This window comes from Sphingobacterium bovisgrunnientis (assembly GCF_009829085.1).
In the GTDB taxonomy this organism is placed as follows: domain Bacteria; phylum Bacteroidota; class Bacteroidia; order Sphingobacteriales; family Sphingobacteriaceae; genus Sphingobacterium; species Sphingobacterium bovisgrunnientis.
Genome location: NZ_WUQY01000031.1, coordinates 1 through 20,362, shown reverse-complemented (window position 1 = coordinate 20,362; position 20,362 = coordinate 1). Strand labels below are relative to the sequence as shown.

General features: G+C 33.8%; 23 protein-coding genes. 10 read left to right on the top strand and 13 right to left on the bottom strand.

All coding sequences use genetic code 11. The features are described from left to right. Positions 1 to 4 precede the first annotated feature (4 nt). The 4 genes from GOQ16_RS13710 (at position 5) to GOQ16_RS13695 (ending at position 2,184) form a co-directional block, all read left to right on the top strand. On the top strand, positions 5 to 499 hold the full coding sequence (locus GOQ16_RS13710; protein ID WP_160069804.1) for a hypothetical protein: 495 nt from the start codon (positions 5 to 7) through the stop codon (positions 497 to 499). Positions 500 to 586: 87 nt separating this feature from the next. Continuing rightward, positions 587 to 886, top strand: a complete 300-nt coding sequence (locus GOQ16_RS13705) for an antibiotic biosynthesis monooxygenase family protein (protein WP_160069803.1) — start codon at positions 587 to 589, stop codon at positions 884 to 886. Between the two features lie 152 nt (positions 887 to 1,038). Continuing rightward, positions 1,039 to 1,545, top strand: coding sequence for an S-ribosylhomocysteine lyase (locus GOQ16_RS13700; RefSeq protein WP_160069802.1), 507 nt, complete (start codon positions 1,039 to 1,041; stop codon positions 1,543 to 1,545). After that, positions 1,546 to 2,184 (top strand): 5'-methylthioadenosine/S-adenosylhomocysteine nucleosidase family protein, encoded by a 639-nt coding sequence (locus GOQ16_RS13695; RefSeq protein WP_160069801.1) that lies wholly within the window; start codon positions 1,546 to 1,548, stop codon positions 2,182 to 2,184. Positions 2,185 to 2,216: 32 nt separating this feature from the next. On the opposite strand, the gene GOQ16_RS13690 is transcribed toward GOQ16_RS13695, so the two are convergent. Beyond that, complete coding sequence (locus tag GOQ16_RS13690; protein WP_160069800.1) at positions 2,217 to 2,903, bottom strand: phosphoribosylaminoimidazolesuccinocarboxamide synthase; 687 nt, start codon at positions 2,901 to 2,903, stop codon at positions 2,217 to 2,219. 197 nt (positions 2,904 to 3,100) lie between these two features. Between GOQ16_RS13690 and GOQ16_RS13685 the strand changes: the two genes are divergently transcribed. The 3 genes from GOQ16_RS13685 (at position 3,101) to GOQ16_RS13675 (ending at position 4,467) form a co-directional block, all read left to right on the top strand. After that, positions 3,101 to 3,388 carry a hypothetical protein gene (locus GOQ16_RS13685; protein WP_160069799.1) on the top strand — a complete coding sequence of 96 codons (288 nt, stop codon included), beginning with the start codon at positions 3,101 to 3,103 and terminating at the stop codon, positions 3,386 to 3,388. Positions 3,389 to 3,568: 180 nt separating this feature from the next. Continuing rightward, the gene (locus tag GOQ16_RS13680) at positions 3,569 to 4,108 is read left to right on the top strand and encodes a DUF6252 domain-containing protein (protein WP_160069798.1); all 540 of its coding nucleotides are present in this window, start codon (positions 3,569 to 3,571) and stop codon (positions 4,106 to 4,108) included. A gap of 176 nt (positions 4,109 to 4,284) precedes the next feature. Then, entirely contained in the window at positions 4,285 to 4,467 is a 183-nt protein-coding gene (locus tag GOQ16_RS13675; RefSeq protein WP_160069797.1) for a hypothetical protein, read from the top strand. Between the two features lie 30 nt (positions 4,468 to 4,497). On the opposite strand, the gene GOQ16_RS13670 is transcribed toward GOQ16_RS13675, so the two are convergent. Then, entirely contained in the window at positions 4,498 to 6,405 is a 1,908-nt protein-coding gene (locus GOQ16_RS13670; RefSeq protein ID WP_160069796.1) for an AAA domain-containing protein, read from the bottom strand. A 109-nt stretch (positions 6,406 to 6,514) separates the two neighbouring features. Here GOQ16_RS13670 and GOQ16_RS13665 point away from each other — a divergent pair, with 109 nt between their 5' ends. Next, positions 6,515 to 7,687 (top strand): BaiN/RdsA family NAD(P)/FAD-dependent oxidoreductase, encoded by a 1,173-nt coding sequence (locus GOQ16_RS13665; RefSeq protein ID WP_160069795.1) that lies wholly within the window; start codon positions 6,515 to 6,517, stop codon positions 7,685 to 7,687. Between the two features lie 5 nt (positions 7,688 to 7,692). After that, a complete protein-coding gene (locus tag GOQ16_RS13660) occupies positions 7,693 to 7,890 on the top strand; it encodes a hypothetical protein (RefSeq protein WP_160069794.1) in 198 nt (65 codons plus the stop codon). Here GOQ16_RS13660 and GOQ16_RS13655 read toward each other — a convergent pair. After that, positions 7,873 to 8,052: a hypothetical protein gene (locus GOQ16_RS13655; protein WP_160069793.1), complete on the bottom strand. Its 180-nt coding sequence runs from the start codon at positions 8,050 to 8,052 to the stop codon at positions 7,873 to 7,875. The two genes, GOQ16_RS13660 and GOQ16_RS13655, sit on opposite strands and share 18 nt — an antisense overlap. Positions 8,053 to 8,124: 72 nt before the next feature. Then, entirely contained in the window at positions 8,125 to 8,529 is a 405-nt protein-coding gene (locus GOQ16_RS13650) for a GlcG/HbpS family heme-binding protein (protein WP_160069792.1), read from the bottom strand. 116 nt (positions 8,530 to 8,645) lie between these two features. Between GOQ16_RS13650 and GOQ16_RS13645 the strand changes: the two genes are divergently transcribed. After that, a complete protein-coding gene (locus GOQ16_RS13645; RefSeq protein WP_160069791.1) occupies positions 8,646 to 9,542 on the top strand; it encodes a helix-turn-helix domain-containing protein in 897 nt (298 codons plus the stop codon). A gap of 30 nt (positions 9,543 to 9,572) precedes the next feature. On the opposite strand, the gene GOQ16_RS13640 is transcribed toward GOQ16_RS13645, so the two are convergent. From GOQ16_RS13640 to GOQ16_RS13600, 9 genes are all read right to left on the bottom strand, one after another. Further along, positions 9,573 to 10,715 (bottom strand): glutathionylspermidine synthase family protein, encoded by a 1,143-nt coding sequence (locus GOQ16_RS13640; RefSeq protein ID WP_160069790.1) that lies wholly within the window; start codon positions 10,713 to 10,715, stop codon positions 9,573 to 9,575. Further along, positions 10,715 to 11,092, bottom strand: a complete 378-nt coding sequence (locus GOQ16_RS13635; protein ID WP_160069789.1) for a hypothetical protein — start codon at positions 11,090 to 11,092, stop codon at positions 10,715 to 10,717. The genes GOQ16_RS13640 and GOQ16_RS13635 overlap by 1 nt, the downstream gene beginning before the upstream one ends. Next, positions 11,092 to 11,388 carry a hypothetical protein gene (locus GOQ16_RS13630; protein WP_160069788.1) on the bottom strand — a complete coding sequence of 99 codons (297 nt, stop codon included), beginning with the start codon at positions 11,386 to 11,388 and terminating at the stop codon, positions 11,092 to 11,094. The genes GOQ16_RS13635 and GOQ16_RS13630 overlap by 1 nt, the downstream gene beginning before the upstream one ends. 157 nt (positions 11,389 to 11,545) lie before the next feature. Further along, complete coding sequence (locus tag GOQ16_RS13625; RefSeq protein WP_160069787.1) at positions 11,546 to 12,106, bottom strand: RNA polymerase sigma factor; 561 nt, start codon at positions 12,104 to 12,106, stop codon at positions 11,546 to 11,548. Between the two features lie 172 nt (positions 12,107 to 12,278). After that, positions 12,279 to 13,079, bottom strand: coding sequence for an endonuclease/exonuclease/phosphatase family protein (locus GOQ16_RS13620; RefSeq protein ID WP_160069786.1), 801 nt, complete (start codon positions 13,077 to 13,079; stop codon positions 12,279 to 12,281). Between the two features lie 9 nt (positions 13,080 to 13,088). Continuing rightward, positions 13,089 to 13,943 (bottom strand): endonuclease/exonuclease/phosphatase family protein, encoded by an 855-nt coding sequence (locus GOQ16_RS13615; RefSeq protein WP_160069785.1) that lies wholly within the window; start codon positions 13,941 to 13,943, stop codon positions 13,089 to 13,091. Positions 13,944 to 13,947: 4 nt separating this feature from the next. Further along, complete coding sequence (locus GOQ16_RS13610; protein WP_160069784.1) at positions 13,948 to 15,549, bottom strand: RagB/SusD family nutrient uptake outer membrane protein; 1,602 nt, start codon at positions 15,547 to 15,549, stop codon at positions 13,948 to 13,950. Positions 15,550 to 15,559: 10 nt separating this feature from the next. Continuing rightward, the gene (locus tag GOQ16_RS13605) at positions 15,560 to 18,724 is read right to left on the bottom strand and encodes a SusC/RagA family TonB-linked outer membrane protein (RefSeq protein ID WP_240141048.1); all 3,165 of its coding nucleotides are present in this window, start codon (positions 18,722 to 18,724) and stop codon (positions 15,560 to 15,562) included. 213 nt (positions 18,725 to 18,937) lie between these two features. Then, complete coding sequence (locus GOQ16_RS13600) at positions 18,938 to 19,960, bottom strand: FecR family protein (RefSeq protein WP_160069782.1); 1,023 nt, start codon at positions 19,958 to 19,960, stop codon at positions 18,938 to 18,940. Between the last annotated feature and the right edge of the window lie 402 nt (positions 19,961 to 20,362).

Below are 20,362 nucleotides of genomic sequence, written 5' to 3'. Positions count from 1 at the left end.
ATTCATGCCACCATTAAAAATTATAAACGTCGATTCTAATACACCTGAAGGAATCGTTCATTTTAAAGAATGGTCTACTAAGACGTTTCCAATTGGAACTATACTCTATTTTAATTTTTATAGAAAAGAAAATTTAACTGAAGACAAGATTTTATCTGGTATTGAAAAAAGACTAAGTAAAATCTTTAATGCCAAAAACTACAGAAAAATCCATGATATAAGGGAAGATGTATTTGTAAGCCTCTTTAAATTAGAAGTAGATATTAACGCTGCAAGTCTTATGATTGATTTTTGGCGATATTTTTATGCTGTCAGCTTTTTTGAACCTATTAATGCTTTATCCTTTGATGAATTTAAAGAATATGAATTATCTAATCCAATATTTGATAATGAATATGGTAAAAAATGGCTTTGGCACAAATTGGCCAAAAGGGTCTATATAAAAAACATAGGTGGTCAAGAATTGCTTATTTCTTCCTATGCATTTATTACCGAATAAATCAATTTTATAACTTATTATGTTTATGTTTTTTTATATTTGGTTTTAAACTATCTTTAAAATTCAACATATAAATCAATAAAAATTATGGTATTAGAAGTAGTAAAACTAACAGTTAAAGAAGGACAACAAGAAAACTTTGAACGTGATTATAAAATTGCTGCACAATATATTTCTGCGAGTAAAGGCTATATCAAACATTCCTTACACAAAAGTCTAGAAGTAAGTAATGAATACATTCAATTCGTGGAATGGGAAAATTTAGAAGATCATACTGTAACATTTTTCCAATCAGAATTGTTCCAAGAGTGGGCAAAACTGTTGCATGATTACTACGACCCAATGCCTACTGTAGAACATTATGATACATCTAATATTCTTGGATAGAAACAAGACTGCTGATAAATCACCGTTATTCTGTAAAAAATTAATTTGTTATCTTTGTAAAGGTCTTCCTATAAGGTAAGACAATGTAAATTTTAATGTAAAATACGTTATCAATCAACCTAATAATTGATTATAACATTATCCAAAAGAAGATGTATACAAAAGAAAAAGCTGTAGTAAATAGTTTTATTGTAGATCACACTATACTAAAACAAGGTATATATGCCAAAGCTTCAAAAACAAATGAATCGAATGTAAACGCTTATACAACATACGACATTCGTATGATTCGTCCGAATTCTCCTGAAAGAATGCTTTCTCCAGAAGTAATGCATACATTGGAGCATTGTTTTGCAACAGAAATTCGTACAATTTTAGGTGACGAAGTTATCTATGTAGGTCCTATGGGATGTTGCACAGGCTTTTATGTAGTATTAGCAGGAACAAGCAGAACTCCTCAAGACATTCAAACGTTGATGAAAGAAGTTTTGGAAATTATTTTGGAGGAAGGATACGAAGTTCCTTTCCAAAATCCAATTAGCTGTGGAAATTACACTTTTATGGACTTCGAAAATACGTTAAAAGCTTGTCAAAACTATTTAAACTTGATTAACTCTGGAGAGTTAGAATTCGAATACCCCTATATCAAAGAGGCATAAATGACACTTAATAAGAATATTAAAACTGTCATTTTAGTAGCTAATAAAAACGAACTGGATTTCGATATAATAGATGATTCGATTGCTATTTATGAAATTGGTGTTGGAAAAGTTAATGCAGTAATTTCTTTGTCCAAATTGTATCTAAGAATGAAAGAATTGGAGATTAAGCCAATTTTAATAAATGTAGGTACGGTGGGTTCGGTCAAGTATCCAATTGAGCACGTAATATATCCAACCTATTTTGCGCAAGGCGATGCCTATACGGAAGGTTTCTTTTTAGAAAACACTAAATTCTTAATTGGTAATGGAAAAATTGAATCGGTAGGTTTAGAGGATTTTGATTATAGCAAAGCCTTACTCACTTCCGATCGATTTATTAATACGACTACAGCGTTTTACCAAGATATAAAAGATTTAAACGCAGAAGCTTTCGATATGGAAGCCTATGCTTTAGCAGACTTTTGTTACCAACATCAGTTGCCTCTATACATGATAAAGATTGTATCGGACAATTGTGATGGCACAGTCAAAGATTGGGAAAATATTCTAAGTAAGATTTCTGGGAAATTGGGACAAATCGTTTCAGATTATTTAGAAAACATAAACTTATATACAACAATAGCTTCTAAAATTTAGAAGCTATTGTTGTATATAGTGATTTTAACTTTCTAAACTCCCAAAAAGTCTTTTTCTAAAGCTAATGGTTCGATGTAAGTACCATTTTTGTAAACACGCATATTTCCGCCAGAGATTTCATCAATTAAGATAATTTCATTTGTTACAGCATCACGACCAAATTCTAATTTGATATCGTATAATTCTAATTCTTTAGCAGCTAATTCAGATTTGATAATATCACAAATTTGTTGTGTCAAACCTTTTAAAGTTTGATATTCCTCTTGTGTTAAAATACCCAACATTTCCAAGGCATCTGCTGAAATAGTAGGGTCTCCTCTTTCGTCATCTTTGATTGTCACCTCTACAAAACGATCAAGAGGTTGACCCGATTCGCAATAAGCCCCATATCTTCTCAAGAAACTACCTACAGCCCTGTAGCGACAAATAACTTCCAAGCCCTTGCCAAATACATTTGCACGCTTAACTACCATCTCAACGGCGTCGATATCAGCAGATATAAAATGTGTAGGAATTCCTAATGAATTTAGTTTCTCATAGAAGTATTTTGTCATTTTCAAGCCAGACTTACCTGCACCTTCGATGGTTAATCCAACTGTGTTAGCACCTGGATCAAATACACCATTCTCACCTGTTACATCATCTTTGAATTTTAACAACACTTGGTCATTATACAAGCTATACACATCTTTTGTTTTTCCTTTGTAGACTAATTGCATTATCTAAATGTTTTGTTAGCGATTGAACGCTTTATTTTTAAAAACTAAACTACAAATATAAATTACTCTATTATATATTCTATGCCCTAAGCCGCTAAATGTTAAATATTTTCTAAAGTTTTTGAAATTAATAATTTATTACTTACTTTGTATATCAAAGTACTTTCATTTAAAAATAAACACAAAACATTATACATATGATCTTGAACAAAAGAAGAACAATAATCCTTTCGGTGATCGGATTTATATTATTATTGCCATTAATTGGCATGCAGTTTTCGAGCGAGGTAAACTGGACAGGGTCTGATTTTATAATTGCGGGTATACTCCTTGCAATAGTTGGCTTAAGTATAGAATTGGTATTTAAATTAGCTTCAACAAAGAATCAAAGATTAGTATTTTTGGCAGTTGTACTAATTCTTGGTTTTCTTATATGGGCTGAGATGGCTGTAGGAATATTTGGCTCTCCAATAGCTGGTAGTTAGATTTTTAAATTCACTAAAACTTAATCCTTCTATCTTAAATGTATGGGAGGATTTTTTGTTTTTTAGTAAAAATACGACAAACTGCGTATTTAACCATAAAGAAACTTATCTCAAATTTGTATAGCAATTATTAATTGATATAAACCAAAGGTATTTATAAAAAATCAAAAACTAACAAATATGAGAACAACATTACAATTTATGACCTATGCTTTAGTAGCTACTTTTTTCGCTTTTACAGCTTGTAAAAAAGATGATGCAGAAGGCGGAAATTCAAGTGCAGGTGAAGGCGTTGTCAAAGCCAAAGTAGATGGCAATTGGGTTACAACGAAATCAATAACTGGCGCAGCTAACTTGGTAACACGCGTAGGAACATTAACACTTCAAGGGAATTCCGCAGGAACAAACAGCAAAGCTTTTGTCTTTGTGATTAATGGTTTTGAAGGCAAAGGGGTTTATTCTATTGGCGGCTCAAACAATATTGCAGTTTCTGGGAGCTATACGGAAACGACTGTAAACCTAAGCAACCCGATGAAGTCGCAAGTAAAAATTTGGCAAGCACCCTATACAGGAGGTAACGAAGTGGGCAAAGTTACTGTAGCTGAGGTGACAGATACACACGTAACAGGTACATTCGAGTTCAAAGCAAAAAATAATTCAGACAATACTATAAAACAAATTTCTGAGGGATCATTCAATTTAAAATTGAAAAAATCTTAGTCTAAATTTATTGAAAAGTTTCCCACAAATGTCTAATCACTATAGGATTAGACATTTGTATTTTGGCGCAAATAGTGAAATAGAGTCATTTATAGTAATTAATATCCACGAATCATATTCCGAAATAAACTATTTTCGGAAACAAATGTTCTTTTCATATTCCATTACATTAGACTATGAAAAAGAATAATACAGAGCACAGCAAAAATTCGTCAGAAAAAGATCCGTATAAGAACGAAAACTTTGCTAAGAATAAAGAAGAAAACACCAAGGTAGAAAGCGATACAAGCAAACGTCCTGAAAACGACAAAAGCCCTCTTCCCCCCAATCCAAACAAAGTTGATAATCATGAAGACTAACAAGTGAATTCTTAAGATTGTCGCGTAATGTTATTCAGCCCACTCCCACACGCTGTGGTACTGATCCAATGACGTCACATAATCCAGCATGCCCTTGTAGAAATCATGTTGCCCCACAGTACCACTATCACCTATGAGAATCAGTTTCTTTTTTGCTCGCGTCATTGCAACATTCATTCGTCGAATATCCGACAAGAAACCGATTTGTTGGTTCGAATTGCTTCTTGTTAAACTGATGTAAATAATATCCTTCTCTTGCCCTTGAAAACTATCAATCGTATGGATTTGTAAAAAAGAATGAAAAGATTGAAGATAGTCATCGGCATAGATTAGCTCCTTCAAAATATGTGACTGTTGTCGATACGGTGCGATAATGCCAATTTTAGGAAAGTCTTCTGTACTGTATTCTTTAGAAAGTGTAGCAATGTATTCCTTCAAATGCCGTAAAAGAAATAATGCTTCATCTTTATTTGAAATCGCATTTTCTTCTATTAACTCCTCATACCCTGCACCAGCCGTATCAATAAATACAAATGGCTTAGAATCATTATGCAAACTCCAATTTTCCACTGTCGGAGCAGCCCTCAATTTTCCTTCGTACAACACCTGCGAAGTATAATGCATGATTTGAGCATTCATCCTGTACTGTACATCCAATAATGAAACAGCAGAAGGAAAACGTGTCACAAGTTTTTCGAATAAGGTATTATACAACCCCTCGTGCGACTTTGTGGAAGACTTTACAGTTGGAGGAAGTTGACAATGGTCACCCGCCATGATAAGTCTATTGGCTTTCAAAATCGGAATCCAACATGCAGCTTCAAGAGATTGAGCAGCCTCATCGATTATTACAGTTTCGTATTGTCTAGCTCGGATATTTGGATGATTTGAACCTACCAATGTAGCTGTTATGACTTCGACATTATCCAATACATCATCGATTATGTAATCTTGTATTTTATCAATTTCTCTACGAATTTTACGCGCCTCATCAAAAAGAGCTTTCCGTTGTTCGCGCTCTGATTTACCAAAACTACGTTTGTACTTATGCGCCATATCGGTATAAGCACGTGCTTGCTTCTCTAGATTTTTGCGTTCTTTATTCGCAGCATGGCTATCCATTTTAGCGTCAAGTGTCAGCTTTTGCAAATGTTCGGAAACACGAACTGGATTACCCATACGCAGCACATTTATTCCTTTTTCAACTAATCTCTCACTCAACAAATCAACTGCCGTATTACTAGGAGCTACAACCAAAATTTGCTTTTTTTCAGCTTTCAATAAAGCATGAATGCCCGCAATCAACGTCGTGGTCTTTCCTGTCCCCGGAGGGCCATGAAGGAGTACCAAAGGCTTCTGACTCAACATCTGATTGATTGCCGCATTTTGACTTTCATTCAAATCTTGGTTACTATAAAAGTGATCCGCAATGGTAACATCAAAACCATCTTTTCCCTGCACCAATAGCTGTACGAGATTGGAATATTTAACATCCATCAATTGCTGCTTTGCCTCCTTGAGGGCATCAAACATCTCGCGGTACGAATGCTCATCAAACAATAGATCCACACCCAATTTACCACGACGCGTCCAATCGGGTAATTCATCCACCCGAACAGATATGCGCATCGTATCTCTACTCACATAATTGATAATGCCCTCGAGACGATCTTCCGAAGGATCATGATTGGAGAATAAAGCTACGGGCATCCCAAAACGGAATTTATGTCCTTCTTCTAAAAAATTAGTTCTTTGGATGGTAATCGTAAGGTAGTCACCTCTACCTATTTCACTACCTGATAAAACAATTGGAAACCAACTTACACCTTGTACTCTGCGTTCTTGCAAACAACTGCGCAACAACAAATTTTCATGTAATGTAAAATCAACCTGTTTTTCTGTTTCCAAAAGAGCAATCTGCTCATCAAAATAGTTCATGATGCAAAGAAACGGAGTTTTAGTGGAATAAACGAGATAACGTTTATCAAGCATAAGAATATTCATTATTTCATTTTATCACAATTCTAAAATTGTATTTTTGTCTGCAATGCAAAAAGCTCTTATTATAATTATTGGCGCAGGTCCTGCGGGATTAATGGCTGCTCAGCGACTTGCTGAAGCAGGAAAAGAAGTGCATATTTATGAGCAAAATAAAGCTGCCGCACGTAAATTCCTAGTTGCAGGGCATGGGGGATTTAACTTAACTCACAGCGAACCAATAGCCGAATTTGTATGCAAGTATGATAAGCAAGAATTGCGACCTATCATTACATCCTTCGATAATGAACAAACAGTAGTATGGTTGAGAGAATTAGGTATTGAAACCTATGTCGGTAGTTCGGGCAAAATATTTCCAATAAAGTCAATAAAACCAATTCAAGTGCTGCAAGCTTGGTTGGACAGATTGCAACAGTTAGGCGTGCAAATTCATTACGCGCATAAGTTTTTGGATTTTGTAGATAGCAAAGTTATTTTGGACAATAATGGAACTCACGTGGAGAAGGCGTTTTCAAGACTAATTCTTGCACTGGGTGGTGGCTCATGGTCGAAAACAGGCTCTGATGCCAAATGGATTCCCGTCTTAGCCAAAAAAGGAATAGTAATAAATCCATTAGCTGCAGCAAACTCGGGATATAATACCTCAGCAGACTATGCAGAACTTGAAGGACAAGTCCTTAAAAATATAGAAGTTCGATTTGGAGATATACGCAAAAAAGGAGAAATCGTATTTACAAATTACGGAATAGAAGGAAGTCCTATTTATTACATGAATAGATTTACACGCCCTCACTCCTTTCCACTGACCATACATATTGATTTAAAACCGAATTATTCAGAAGAATCAATTACACAATTCTTCAAAACTTCACCTAAGACGAGTGAAGTTTTGAAGAACAAACTCAAATTTAATAAGGCAATCCTAACTTTACTCAAGAGGTTAAATAAAGAAACCTATACCAATCCAAATCTTTTGGCGAATGCAATCAAAGCATATCCCATTCAAGTAGAAAGTTATAGACCGATAGACGAAGTGATCTCTACTGCAGGAGGTGTGCACTTTGATGAATTAAATCAAGAATTAGCCCTTGCGAAATACCCGAATGTATACTGTATTGGTGAGATGTTGGATTGGGAAGCGCCTACAGGGGGCTACCTGTTGCAAGCTTGCTTTAGCATGGGGAATTATTGTGCAGAACAAATTCTTAAATTAAAAACATAAAAATCATGTATCCGTATCACAACAAAATAAAACAGCGTATTCAGAATGGTGAGTTGGTGAAATATGAATATGTAGACAAGTACAAACAAATTCAACCGGCATTGCTTCTCTATTTTAGAACTGAACCCTATATACGTCCGATACGTGAGCATAGGTTTGATGAGTACGAAAAGTTATTTGCTGAGTTAGGCTTGAAGGATTAAGATACTTTGCTGCACCAATTCATTGGTCATCAAATCCGCACATATAGCTACGAAATTATCCGTAAAAAATATAGCAATATCTTCTTCCGTTAATTGAGTTATGCAAGATATACCTTCTATTGAAAGTAAAAAACCTAAAAAATATAATCTGAGCAATTTCATATGTGTGCTGTTTGTTTATAAGACGTAATCAGCACACATAAGGTTGCATAGTCGTGTGAAAAAATATTTTAATTATAAAATTGCTTCAGCACCGGCAGCAGCTACAGCATGATCATCTTCTACTGTGCTTCCACTCACACCGATAGCACCGATTATTTCCCCAGCAGCATTTTTGATTAATACCCCTCCTGGAAACGTAATCAATCCGCCGTTGGAATGCTCAATATTATAAAGAGAGCCACCTGGTTGTGATAAGGAACCAATCACGCCCGTATCCATATTGAAATAACGTGCTGTTCTTGCCTTTTTTTGCGAAATATCTATTGAACCTAACCAAGCATCATCCATTTTGTTAAAAGCCACTAAATTCGTTCCGCTATCTACGATAGCAATATTCATTTTTACACCCAAATATTCTGATTTTTTGATAGCGGCATCAATGATTTGACGCGCTTGTGCTAGTGTTATATTACTCATAATATGATTTGTTTATATTTGATTATATTGTACATTAAAGTTCAGAAATTAGGACTCTTCATAATATAACTACAGCGTCAATTTCTATAACAATCGTGACACACTAACCTATTGAAATGAAACATTATATTGATTTATTATCCATACTCACCCCAAAACATTTAAGGCAGGGTTTTGAAAACCGAATGCAATTTCAGTGTGGTGATTTTGAAATCAATATTTTTGAGACATTTCAGTCTTCAACAAAGGTGCAAATACAATACGATGGGCTTTCCATTTCATCTATGATACGTGGACAAAAGATTGTCAATTCAGCGCAGCTGGAAGACTTCACTTTTGAAGCAGGAACAACCTTAATTTTGCCAGAAGGACAGACCATATTTGCTGACTTTCCTGAAGCAGACATGCACAATCCTGTCCAATGTGCTACGATATTAATTCCAAGCGACAAACTAAACCAGCAACTCGAGTCACTCAAGCTATTATACCCTGACAAGGAATGGAATTTGAACTACACACATTTTCATTTTAATAACAACTCAGATTTGGCGAGAGCCTTCAATGAATTGTTACAACTTACCAAAGTACCCAAACAAAATCATACATTGAATGATTTGCTGTTAAAATCCTTTTTGGTACGCATCATCAATGCGCAGTACGAATATATTGACGAAATGAATTTTCTGCAAGTCAATGACCAACTCTATAAAGTCAAGCAATACATTAAGGAAAATCTTTCGGAGCCTATTGCTATAGATGCATTGACAGAAATAGGAAATTGTAGTAAGCGCACATTATTTCGGTTTTTCGAGACCTATTGTAGACGTACACCTGGGGAGTTTATTTTACACGAACGAATGGCTTTAGCCCGCAATCTTTTGTTGCATCCAGATTATAATATTTCATCTGTAGCATTTGCATCAGGATTTACCTCACTCAGTTATTTTACGAAACAGTTTAGAATACATAATAACTGCACGCCGAGAGAATTTATAAAGAAATTCAGAGCATAAGTTCGGGCTCTGAATTTCTTTTGACAGCAGTTAATGCTTGATAATATGCGGAATAAATCGGCTTTTGTCTGTAGTAATAGGCATATCCGATTCGCGGAATGAGATACCGCAAGATTCTTGACCGATAACCCAACTTCCTATAATAGAAAAGCCCGTTTCTTCACGGTGCAAGGTTGCTAGCTCTTGATAAATGAATCCCTCTTCCCCATACTCGCCTTCTGTATCATATATCATTTGATTATCGTAGAACATCTCTACATTTGCCCCTTCACGTGAAAGAATAGGTTTGCGCACATAATGTTTCAGATACGAAGGTTTTTCAAAATATGAAGCCAACAAATACGGATGATTAGGAAACAATTCCCACAATACCGGAAGTATAGCCTTATTAGACAGCAACATCTTCCACGAAGGCTCGATCCATTGCGCTTCATTAATATCATTGGCGATGTTATACCCAAAATCCTCGCGCACCATCCATTCCCAAGGATATAATTTGAATATAGATGTTATCTCATCGCCTTCTAAATCTACAAATGCACGTCCATCCCAACCTATATCATCGATGTATATAAGTTTGGTCTGAATACCTGCTTGAATGGCTGTATCACGCAGATATTCGACATTCGTCAAATCTTCTAATGTTTCCTTTGCACAAGAAAAAAGCAATATTTCCCCCTTAAGATGTGGTTGAAGATCTTTCCAACTCGCAATAAGTTGCTCGTGAATACTGTTAAACTGATCGGTCAATTCAGGGAAATAATGATTCTTCCAATACCATTGCACAATACCTGTTTCGAATAAAGATGTTGGCGTATCCGCATTGAATTCTAACATTTTGATCTCATTATGCGCGGTATCAAATGCAAAGTCAAATCGCCCATAAATCGACGGTTCATCATTCTCCCAACTGCGCTCAACATGATGAATCATGTATGCAGGAATATGAAATTTGCTGTACAACTTATTATGAATAATATATTCCACAGCTTGCAAACACATATCCCACAACTCAGTAGTTGCCTTGTAAATAAGGTCAGCATCCTTCGCACGAATCTCGTAGTAATAATCATCTACCCAATAGGGCACGCCACCTAAAGTGTGGTAACCATAGCCTATTGATTCCAATCGTGATTCCCAATTTGGATCAATACGTAATTTCTTAATTTGCATTATGAACCAGCAGAAGATCTAGGTGTAGATGAAACGGCACTTTTACCAAAGCCACCACGTTGCGCATTCACAGCAGCAGCTTTTGCCGCATTTGTTCCTGCCACAGATTGCGGATGTAGGCTATTATTCGCGTAGCCCAACATACCGCCCATGTGACGGAACGCCATAAACCACAGCAACGATGAGCCCATTCCCATACCACCACCATTGCCTTGATTATAGTTGTTAGTGACCTCCGTATATTGCGCCGTAGAATCCGCACGCATAAAAACACGTTGCTTATCCGAATTCGCTTGATTTGCGTTTGGTTGTGCACACGAAGCCAATACCGACGTTATTAATACCAATTGAATATTTCTAGTTGTATTTTTTCTCATTATTGTACTGTTACAAAAATTGGAACTTTACTCAACGTGCTTGCTGAATCCACGGCACCCCATGTTTTTGGTGCAACTTCGGTTTTGATCGTATCCGATTTGGAAGCCACTTGCTCCCCGTTATACCAAATGTGTTGTGTCGTGATATGCAGCACAGTATTACCTTGTGTTACAGTTTTTAAAGTTACCTCTCTAGCTGATTTCTTGTCCAATTGTTCTAATGGTTTTTCTTCAGAGGATGAATTAGCACATGAAGCAAAACCAACTAGCGTGATTAGTAAAAATAAATATTTCATAAAATGTATAGTCTATCACAAATATAACATCTTAAGCTGTATTACTATAGCCAATCTTGTATTATTAAAGTAATTAAGACAATGTGATTATGTAGAAATGTATAAGTTAGCAATAATAAAAAAAGAGTAGAGTTTCGAGGATTAATAAAACTCCTTCTTAAAACTCTCTAATACAGATTAATAATAGAGTTGATACTTCTAATGAAGAAAAATTTACTTTCAACTGTCTAATTGCGCGATAAGATAAAGTACGGCATGATTCGACACTAACATTCATCATTGATGAAATTTCTTCATAACTAAAATCCATATAATATTTTAGAAACAAGACTTCACATTGCCTCTTAGGAAGTTTTTCTAAGTATTTTTTTAGTCTTTGAGTATTTATTTCTTGAGACTCCTGCTCTATCCACTCGAATTCAGGGCTTGCAATCTGAACTAAATTATCTTGAATATCTTCATCAGAAAACTTTGAAAATTCCTTTTTAATTTTTAATAATCGTCTTCGAAGTGAAGAAAACAAATAAAACCTCACTTCAACTTGTTGAGCTATCCTTGGATTGTTGTATAAACTAACAAATAAATCATGAATACAATCTAAAACGACCTCTTTGTCTGAATGAAATTTAACACCAAAAGTGTAAAGGTCATCAATATACTCATTGTATACGATTTCAAAAGCCTTTGCATCTCCTTGTAAAAATTCTGTCCAGGTCATTTCTTAGTAATTTAAAAAAACTTAAAAGACTTAGTAGGTTATTATATATACAAACTGGTTATCAATTAATGTCTTTTATAGGCACTTCACTTCAAATATAATATATTTTATTGATTGATTTTCACAAAAAAAGGAGCAATTCTGCTCCTTTTTAAAAATTGTATCAACAAATTTAGTATTGAAATACTGCTATAACAGGTAAATGATCTGATGCATATTGTCCATTCATAGCAACTCCTGATAAAAGTGTAAAATCTTTTTGAGCAGCTTTATTATAAACAACAAAGTCAATTGCCTTATTAGGACTGTTTACAGGAATTGTAAATGGACATGGTCCTTTGCAAGAAAAATTAAATTCTTTCTTTAATTCGATCATTTCTGGTGATTCAGGTGTTGCGTTATAATCACCACCAATAAATAATGGTTTGTTTAATTGTTTACTGTATTCATTTAAAAATTTAGCTTGCTCTACTCTACTTGCAGCCAAATCAAAATGTGTAGATCCAAATTCAATAGTTTTTCCATCTGGAAGTTCAATAGTAGCAAAAGCAACGCTTCTTTTCTCACCAGCAACTGGCATAGGTAGATCGAACCTACGTTTATTACTCATTGGATATTTACTTAGAATAGCATTACCATACTCCCCATTTCTATAATCTATTGACTTCGAAAAATAATATTCCATACCAAGTAATTCTGCCAATGCCTTAACTTGGTCAATATTATTGGATCTCTCAGTATTGACATCAACCTCTTGAAGTGCAATAATTTCAGCACCGCTCTTTTTAATCACTGCTGCAATATTTGATAAATTAATAACATCAGGATTAGAAGGAGCTCCATGATGTATATTATATGTCAATAACGTCAACTTATTACTTTTAACTGGAGCTGGACTATCACTTGAACTACTACAACAAGTAATCAGAAGTAAAGTAATAGCACTTAAATTTGTTATAATACTTTTTATCATTAGAATTTATTATTGAGGTAATTTAATTTTAAGTTCAGCTACTGAAGGGAAAAAATTATTTGGTGATTCGGGAACTTTAAATGGTTCTTGATTTTTCGAGATAATAATTTTTCCTGCAGGATCTTTGAATGTGATGTAATCTGTGGTTTGAGTCAAAGTAGCTTTAGGTGAGTTGAAAGCACATCCTGTAGTAGGACAAGCAAACAAGAAATCACCAGCTAGATAATTCAAAGCATCACCTGGAGATACTTGCTGTTCATTGAAATTACCCACAAGTATTAATGGGTCGGTTATTTCTTGAATTTCTCGTAAGATATCTATAATTTGAGGTCTACGATCATCTGCAATAGTTTCTAGTTCTGTACCCGCAAAATAAATCTCTACTCCTTCTTCAATTTCGATTTTTATCATGGCTAACATACGCTGTTCACCTCCTGTTCCCTTAGTTAAATCTAATCCAAATGTTTCTTTTATAGGAAACTTTGATAAAACAGCATTGCCAAATAATCCATTTTGATAACTACGTCCCTTCATATATACATTCATATCTAACTCATCAGCTATTACTTGGGGTCTATCAATTGAATTAGCTCTTGTTGTTTTGCTATCACATTGTCTTAAAAATAATAAATCAGGATTATAAGCTTTTATAACTTCAACCATTTTAGGAAAATTCGCTGCTGTACTCGCTAGATTCATATTTATCGACATGACCTTCAAAGTTTTTGCAGGCCCTTTATACTCATCATCTAATGTTGGGTACTCTGGAAGTTCACTCCAGTCTCCTGGATCATATGATTTTTGACATGAATTTAGATTAAATCCTATGGCAAAAGCTACTAATAATATAATTATCTTTTTCATGTGATTAATAGTTTGGATTTTGAACCATGTTTTCATTTGGAATTAACTCAACTTCTGGAATTGGCCATAGATATTCTCTATCGCGGCTATACTTACGAGTTTGTACACGAGTTATTTCACCAGTAGTAGGGTTAATCGCTCCATATACTTGTCCATTCATAACTTCTTCATCGATTCCCCATCTACGTATATCATGATATCTCCCCCCTTCAAAAGCTAATTCGGCTTGTCTTTCTCTACGAATTAATTCTCTCATCTTAGATTGAGAATTATAAACATCAGTATTCACAACTGGCATTGCAGCTCTATCTCGCACATCATTAATAGCTGCCAATACAGATGCATCATTCCATTGATTAAGTTCTATCATAGCTTCTGCATATGTTAAAAGCATTTCAGCATATCTAATAATCATAAAATCTAATGTACCTGTTTTACCTTGTTGATCTCTAGGGTCTATATATTTCTTAATCCAAAATCCAGTAGCAGTAGACTTAGTTAAACCAATTTTATCTGCAGGGTTATAAAAAGGATCAAGAATATACTTACCTTGAAAATTTTCATTTGGCACGAATACCGAAGCAGAAAGTCTAGGATCCCTATTATTTTGATAATTTGGATTCTTCTTGTATATAGCAACAGAATCAGCACCTAATTCATAGATTGTTTTACCTTGTTTCGTTTCAAAATTATCAACAACTGTATTTGTTGGAGATAGGTATGTCTCACCACCGATTCCATATGGAGCAAATGAGGTCCATGCATTACTACATCCGTTTTCTTTAAAAAAGATTCTCTCATCATTTAATTCACCTGTGTATCCAAACAACTCACTAAAACTATTAGCTTTATTTGTATTATTTTTCCATAATTTGTAGACTTTAGAATCTATGATTTTTTTAGAAGCTAATTTAGCCAGCTCATAATCCTTTTTAAACATTCCTAAACGTGCAAGTAGAGCCCAACATGTGCCACTAGTAACACGATGTCTGTCAGCATTTGTATATGTACTTGGCAATAATTCAGCACAGACCTTTAATTCGTCTACAATAAATGAATAAACTTCATCAATAGATGTACGAGGCTGTTTATTTTCTTCTACTTTAAGTGATTTTGTCAATAGCGGAATATCCCCAAAAACCATCATCAATTCCATGTGATAATATGCTCGTAGAGCACGAGCTTCTAGAATCATTCTCTCTTTTAGAGATGCATCCATGAAGACTTTATCCACATTCTCTAAGAACCTATTTGCTCTTCTGATACAGGTATAATCATCTGCCCACAATGATTGAGCGACCCCCCATCTACTTGTTGCTAAGCCTCTTGTGAAATCATCATAAGCTCCTTTGAAATCACCTCTATGAACAGCTTCATCTGTCAAACCACTATAATACATAATATTACGACCAGATGACCCTCCTGGAATACCTGCATAGACTTGAGCTATTGCATTATATGCATCAGTTTCAGTATTCCACCATTGTTCATCAGACACACCATTAGGACTATCAATGGTTAAAAAATTATCGCAGGACACCTGCATTATGCTTAAGGCTAAAATTGCGCCTAGTATAGTTTTTTTGAATCTATATTTTGTTTTCATAACCTAGTCATTAAAAATTAGCTGTAACCCCCATTGTAAATGTTCTCATAATACCATAAGTCCAAGAACCACCCTGAGACTCTGGATCTGCTTGCTTGATACCAGTAAATAGTAATGGGTTTTGTGCATTTAAATAAATTCTAGAATTTTTTATTCCATACTTATTTAGGAAGTCATTGTTTAATCTATAGCCTAGCTGTATGAACTTAACACGCATGTATTGCGCATTGAATAACCAAAAATCACTCCTCAATACATTTGTAGCTGGATTGGCTAAGATTCTAGGATATATTGCATCTTGATTATTGTCTCTCCATGAGTTTGACGCTCTATAGGTAGTTGGTACACCGCCGGATGCACTCATATTTATTGGATGCCATAAATATCCACTTGATTTACCTCCTAGATTTGCAGAATAATCATGCTTACCAGTACCTTGTAATAAGAACTCTAAATCAAGTCTTTTGTAGTTGAAACTAAAATTAGCAAAGTAATTAATACGAGGTGTTGGGTCTCCAATTACTTGTTGATCATTCTCATCAATGATGCCATCGTCATTTAAGTCAACATATTTGATATCACCAGGGCCTTGTCCTGCGACAATTGGTACTTTTGCATTTATTTTATTCTCTTCGAAGTCTGAATATTGTAATATTCCATTCGATACGTATCCATAGTAACTCTTGATACTATGACCAACTTCATTAATCTCAATACCACTTAAATATGGACCTCCGAAAAGATTAGTAATTTCATTTTTGTTATACGTAAATCCTGGACGGAATGAGAATGAAAAGTCTTTACTAATATCTTGATTATAGTTTAATGAAAGTTCAAAACCTTTGTTATATACTTCACCAGAATTAAGTGGAGCCGATCCTAATGAACCAGATGGAGCTACAGTAGGTTGTAAAATAACATCTTTAGTACGTTTATCGTAGTAGTCAAATGTTAATCCTAATTTATTATTCAAAATAGATAGATCAAGACCTAAATCTAAGATGTGAACTTTTTCCCAGGTGATATCTGGATTTCCCCATACGTTTTCAGTACCATTAGTAGTATTGATAAGGTTTTGATATCTATATAAGCCTATATTTTCATTACCCAATAAACCATAGGATGCTCTAACTTTTAAATTCGAAATAGCATCTACATTAAAAAAATTCTCATTGTGAACGTTCCAACCTAATGCCATTGAAGGAAAATATCCCCATTTTTGACCAGGACCAAATTTAGAAGAACCATCCGCGCGGAATGATAACTCTGCCAAATATCGATCATCAAATGAATAATTTACTTTAGCATATGCAGAAGCTAGAGCTGACATATTCCAATAACCATTGTTAAATTTCTCCATTGAGAAACCTCCCATTGCATAGATATTATGTTTATATAATGATTTATTATAATCTAACATAGTACTCATAAACAAATAAGTATCTCTAGTTTCAGAATATGCATCTCTCTGTACTGCCCAAGTTTGAACTAGCTGTTTAGTGTAATAATCAAAGAAATAGAAATTATCTCTTTTTTGTTTATATACATCACTATTTAGACGATAACTAAACTGTCCTCTCAAATTCAAGTTATTAGAAATACTCCATTTTGGCTGCAAGTTAATAGTAGCTTGATCATATTGATATCCTAATGTTCCTCCAACTTCAGCATATGCAATTGGATTTACAATATCGGCATATCGTCCATAGATCGTTGGCCAACCTTCTTCTTGAGGATATTTTGGTAATATAGTCGGTGGAAGTCTGTATAAATCATCCAACATACGAATACCACCATTACTCAAAGAGCGGTTAGGGTACATTGTGTTTCTTCTAATACCTAATACATCAAGATTTACTAAGAACTTTTTAGATAATGACACCGTTGTATTTGCTCGAATATTAAATCTATCCATTTGATTTAATGGTAACATACCTTTTTGATACATATAATTACCTGTTACAGCAAAACGTGCCACATCATTACCTCCACTAATAGACAAAGAGTGTGAAGTTAATGGAGAATATTTATCAATTATTTCATCTACCCAATTAGTATTTGGAAAGTTAATAGGATCTTCACCAGAAGATGTTTTTTGAATTTCTTCTTCAGTATAAAATGGTTGACCACCTGATGCTACCGTTGCATAATTGTACATATGCATATAAGTCGGGGCATCTACAAACTCAGGAATTTGTGTTGGATTTTGTTGCCCATAATACCCATCATATAATATATTGATTTGTCCAGCCTTTCCTCTTTTTGTGGTTACCAAGATTACTCCATTAGCTGCTCTAGCACCATAAATAGCAGCTGCAGCAGCATCCTTTAATATCGTCACACTCTCCACTGTAACAGGGTCAATATGATTCATATCCATAGGAACACCGTCAACCAATATTAGTGGATCAGCATTATTCAATGTTGAAATACCTCTAATCTTAATGGTAGCAGCATCACCACCAGGGAGACCAGACCCCTGTTGAACATTCAATCCAGTCACACCTCCTTGAAGTGATTGAGATAAATTTGTGATAGCCTTTCCTTCAATATTTGATGCGACATTAAGGCTAGCGACAGAACTAGCAATATGTTTTTTCTGCATTTCAGTCATACCCACAACTACCACTTCTTCTACATCCGCAACATCATCTTGTAATGAAACAGTCAAATTGTTTTCATCTTTTGTGACAAGTACTTCTTTTGTATGATGACCGACTGTAGTAAACGATAGATATGAACCTTTTGTAACTACAACAGTATAGTAGCCACCGCTACCAGTGACACCGACTGTATTCCCACCTTTTATAGAAATATTTACGCCTTCTAAAGCTAATGGAGGTTCGTTAGTATTAAAAACCCTACCTTTTACAGTAATCGATTCCTGAATACTCTTGCTCTCAACCTCTACTTTCACTTTCTCACTTTTTCTATCATTTAATGGTATAATTGTTATTTGTCCATTAAAGGTCTTATAGTCTAATGAATGTTTAGGAAGTTCTTTATTTAATAAGTCAGTCAATTTAATATCTTTTATATCAAGTGAGACCTTCTTATTAGCAATAAGATTTTCTGTGAATAATAAAGCAACATCAGTTTGCTTTTGCAATTCTTCCAATAGAGTTTTTAAAGGAACATTTTTGAGTCTTACACTAACACGTTGAGTGTATCCCATTGTGGATATTGACGTTAAAAGTCCAATTATTAAAACTGTTGATATCTTCATAATATATTTAATTCGAGACAATTTATGCTCTTCAAACAAAATACTTTGTCTGATGTATCTTAATTTCATATTTTAGATGCAATTTTAAATTATGTAAGTGATTTAATATTAAATGATTGAAGAGGAGTGCCAGCTCCTCTTCTTATTTTGGTTATAATTGGTTTATTTTTTTGTTATATAGACCTCCTTCTCTTTTAAATTTATATTATAGTTGTTTAATTCATAAATACTATTTAAGGATGTGACCACATCAACATCAACATTCAATCTTCCTGAATAGTTGATATTCATAGCCATTATTTCCTTTTCAGCATATATATTAACATTATATATACGTTCCATTTTTTTAAGAATATCTCCTAAAGCTGTATTTTTAAGAGATAATTGTTTTTTAGTCCACAAGATTTCAATATCTTCTTTTCTAGATGATTTAAAAAGTTTATTTGTTAATGTATTAATTGAGATGTTTTCGCCAGGATTCATCTTAAAAGAATTATACTTATGTTCATTACTAGACAACTTCACTTCACCAGTTAATAATTCAACTGCAAATAAATTTTCATCCTCATAAGAAGTGGTATTAAACGATGTACCTAAAACTTCGATATCATTAGATTTTGTATGCACAATAAATCTATGTCCAGTTTGTTTGACATTGAAAAATCCTTCTCCATTTAGGTATACTTCTCTATCCTTACCATTTATTTCGTTATTAAATGTTAAATACGATCCTGAATTAAGCCAAACAGTTGATCCATCAGGTAAATTAAAATCAAGTCGCTTTCCATAAGGTACATATATGGTTACATATTTATTTTTACCTGTAGTGAAAGATGAATCTACTTGAATAGTAGATTCGTTTATTTTAAGCTGTGAAAGTATATCGCCTTTTAAATGGTTAGAAACTATCTTAACAGTATCAGATTTGTTAATGATTTTTTGACTTAAATTTGCATATTCTTTAATATCCAACGCCCCATCAACTTTAATATTTTTTGTAAACAATAAAAGTCCAATGACTAATATTGCAGCGATACCACTTATTTTCCAAAAAAGAGCTCTAATTTGAGTCTGTTTTCCATGTTTAATAATATTTCTATAAAGACTCTCTTTCTCAAGATTTGTCAATATATGATTTTCATTAATTTCAAAAACTTCTTTCAAGCTTTTTTTTCGTTTTATCATAATTTAGGTCACTTATATACAAAGAGCTAAAATTTCAAATGCATAGACGTTTTATTTAAAAATATTTAAAAACACTAATATCTATTAGAATTATAAGTTGTAATCACATTATTAATCATATAAAAGATTGTCTTTTTATTCTCTAATTTATACCAAAACCTATCAAATAGCTAGCACACAAGTGATTTTCACTTTTTAGATATGTATTACATTACGTTTTAAGTAGAAATATATCTTCCAATACATAGATTTTACCAACTGATGTCAAAATTATCATTACAATTATAAGTATGCATTAATGATAGATTAAAACTATGTTAATAATAACCCGTTGTGCATTTTAAATAATGCTAATTTTTAAATTGTTGATATTCCTGTTGAATATATTTTTGTTGATGTATT

Excerpts from the sequence above, each read along its gene's own strand:
- GOQ16_RS13645 (WP_160069791.1), top strand. The coding sequence starts at position 8,646 with ATGAAACATTATATTGATTTATTATCCATACTCACCCCAAAACATTTA.
- GOQ16_RS13600 (WP_160069782.1), bottom strand. The coding sequence starts at position 19,960 with ATGATAAAACGAAAAAAAAGCTTGAAAGAAGTTTTTGAAATTAATGAA.
- GOQ16_RS13605 (WP_240141048.1), bottom strand. The coding sequence starts at position 18,724 with ATGGGATACACTCAACGTGTTAGTGTAAGACTCAAAAATGTTCCTTTA.
- GOQ16_RS13630 (WP_160069788.1), bottom strand. The coding sequence starts at position 11,388 with ATGAAATATTTATTTTTACTAATCACGCTAGTTGGTTTTGCTTCATGT.
- GOQ16_RS13660 (WP_160069794.1), top strand. The coding sequence starts at position 7,693 with ATGTATCCGTATCACAACAAAATAAAACAGCGTATTCAGAATGGTGAG.
- GOQ16_RS13685 (WP_160069799.1), top strand. The coding sequence starts at position 3,101 with ATGATCTTGAACAAAAGAAGAACAATAATCCTTTCGGTGATCGGATTT.
- GOQ16_RS13675 (WP_160069797.1), top strand. The coding sequence starts at position 4,285 with ATGAAAAAGAATAATACAGAGCACAGCAAAAATTCGTCAGAAAAAGAT.
- GOQ16_RS13620 (WP_160069786.1), bottom strand. The coding sequence starts at position 13,079 with ATGATAAAAAGTATTATAACAAATTTAAGTGCTATTACTTTACTTCTG.
- GOQ16_RS13700 (WP_160069802.1), top strand. The coding sequence starts at position 1,039 with ATGTATACAAAAGAAAAAGCTGTAGTAAATAGTTTTATTGTAGATCAC.
- GOQ16_RS13640 (WP_160069790.1), bottom strand. The coding sequence starts at position 10,715 with ATGCAAATTAAGAAATTACGTATTGATCCAAATTGGGAATCACGATTG.
- GOQ16_RS13695 (WP_160069801.1), top strand. The coding sequence starts at position 1,546 with ATGACACTTAATAAGAATATTAAAACTGTCATTTTAGTAGCTAATAAA.
- GOQ16_RS13710 (WP_160069804.1), top strand. The coding sequence starts at position 5 with ATGCCACCATTAAAAATTATAAACGTCGATTCTAATACACCTGAAGGA.
- GOQ16_RS13610 (WP_160069784.1), bottom strand. The coding sequence starts at position 15,549 with ATGAAAACAAAATATAGATTCAAAAAAACTATACTAGGCGCAATTTTA.
- GOQ16_RS13615 (WP_160069785.1), bottom strand. The coding sequence starts at position 13,943 with ATGAAAAAGATAATTATATTATTAGTAGCTTTTGCCATAGGATTTAAT.
- GOQ16_RS13655 (WP_160069793.1), bottom strand. The coding sequence starts at position 8,052 with ATGAAATTGCTCAGATTATATTTTTTAGGTTTTTTACTTTCAATAGAA.
- GOQ16_RS13670 (WP_160069796.1), bottom strand. The coding sequence starts at position 6,405 with ATGAACTATTTTGATGAGCAGATTGCTCTTTTGGAAACAGAAAAACAG.
- GOQ16_RS13635 (WP_160069789.1), bottom strand. The coding sequence starts at position 11,092 with ATGAGAAAAAATACAACTAGAAATATTCAATTGGTATTAATAACGTCG.
- GOQ16_RS13625 (WP_160069787.1), bottom strand. The coding sequence starts at position 12,106 with ATGACCTGGACAGAATTTTTACAAGGAGATGCAAAGGCTTTTGAAATC.
- GOQ16_RS13690 (WP_160069800.1), bottom strand. The coding sequence starts at position 2,903 with ATGCAATTAGTCTACAAAGGAAAAACAAAAGATGTGTATAGCTTGTAT.
- GOQ16_RS13650 (WP_160069792.1), bottom strand. The coding sequence starts at position 8,529 with ATGAGTAATATAACACTAGCACAAGCGCGTCAAATCATTGATGCCGCT.
- GOQ16_RS13680 (WP_160069798.1), top strand. The coding sequence starts at position 3,569 with ATGAGAACAACATTACAATTTATGACCTATGCTTTAGTAGCTACTTTT.
- GOQ16_RS13665 (WP_160069795.1), top strand. The coding sequence starts at position 6,515 with ATGCAAAAAGCTCTTATTATAATTATTGGCGCAGGTCCTGCGGGATTA.
- GOQ16_RS13705 (WP_160069803.1), top strand. The coding sequence starts at position 587 with ATGGTATTAGAAGTAGTAAAACTAACAGTTAAAGAAGGACAACAAGAA.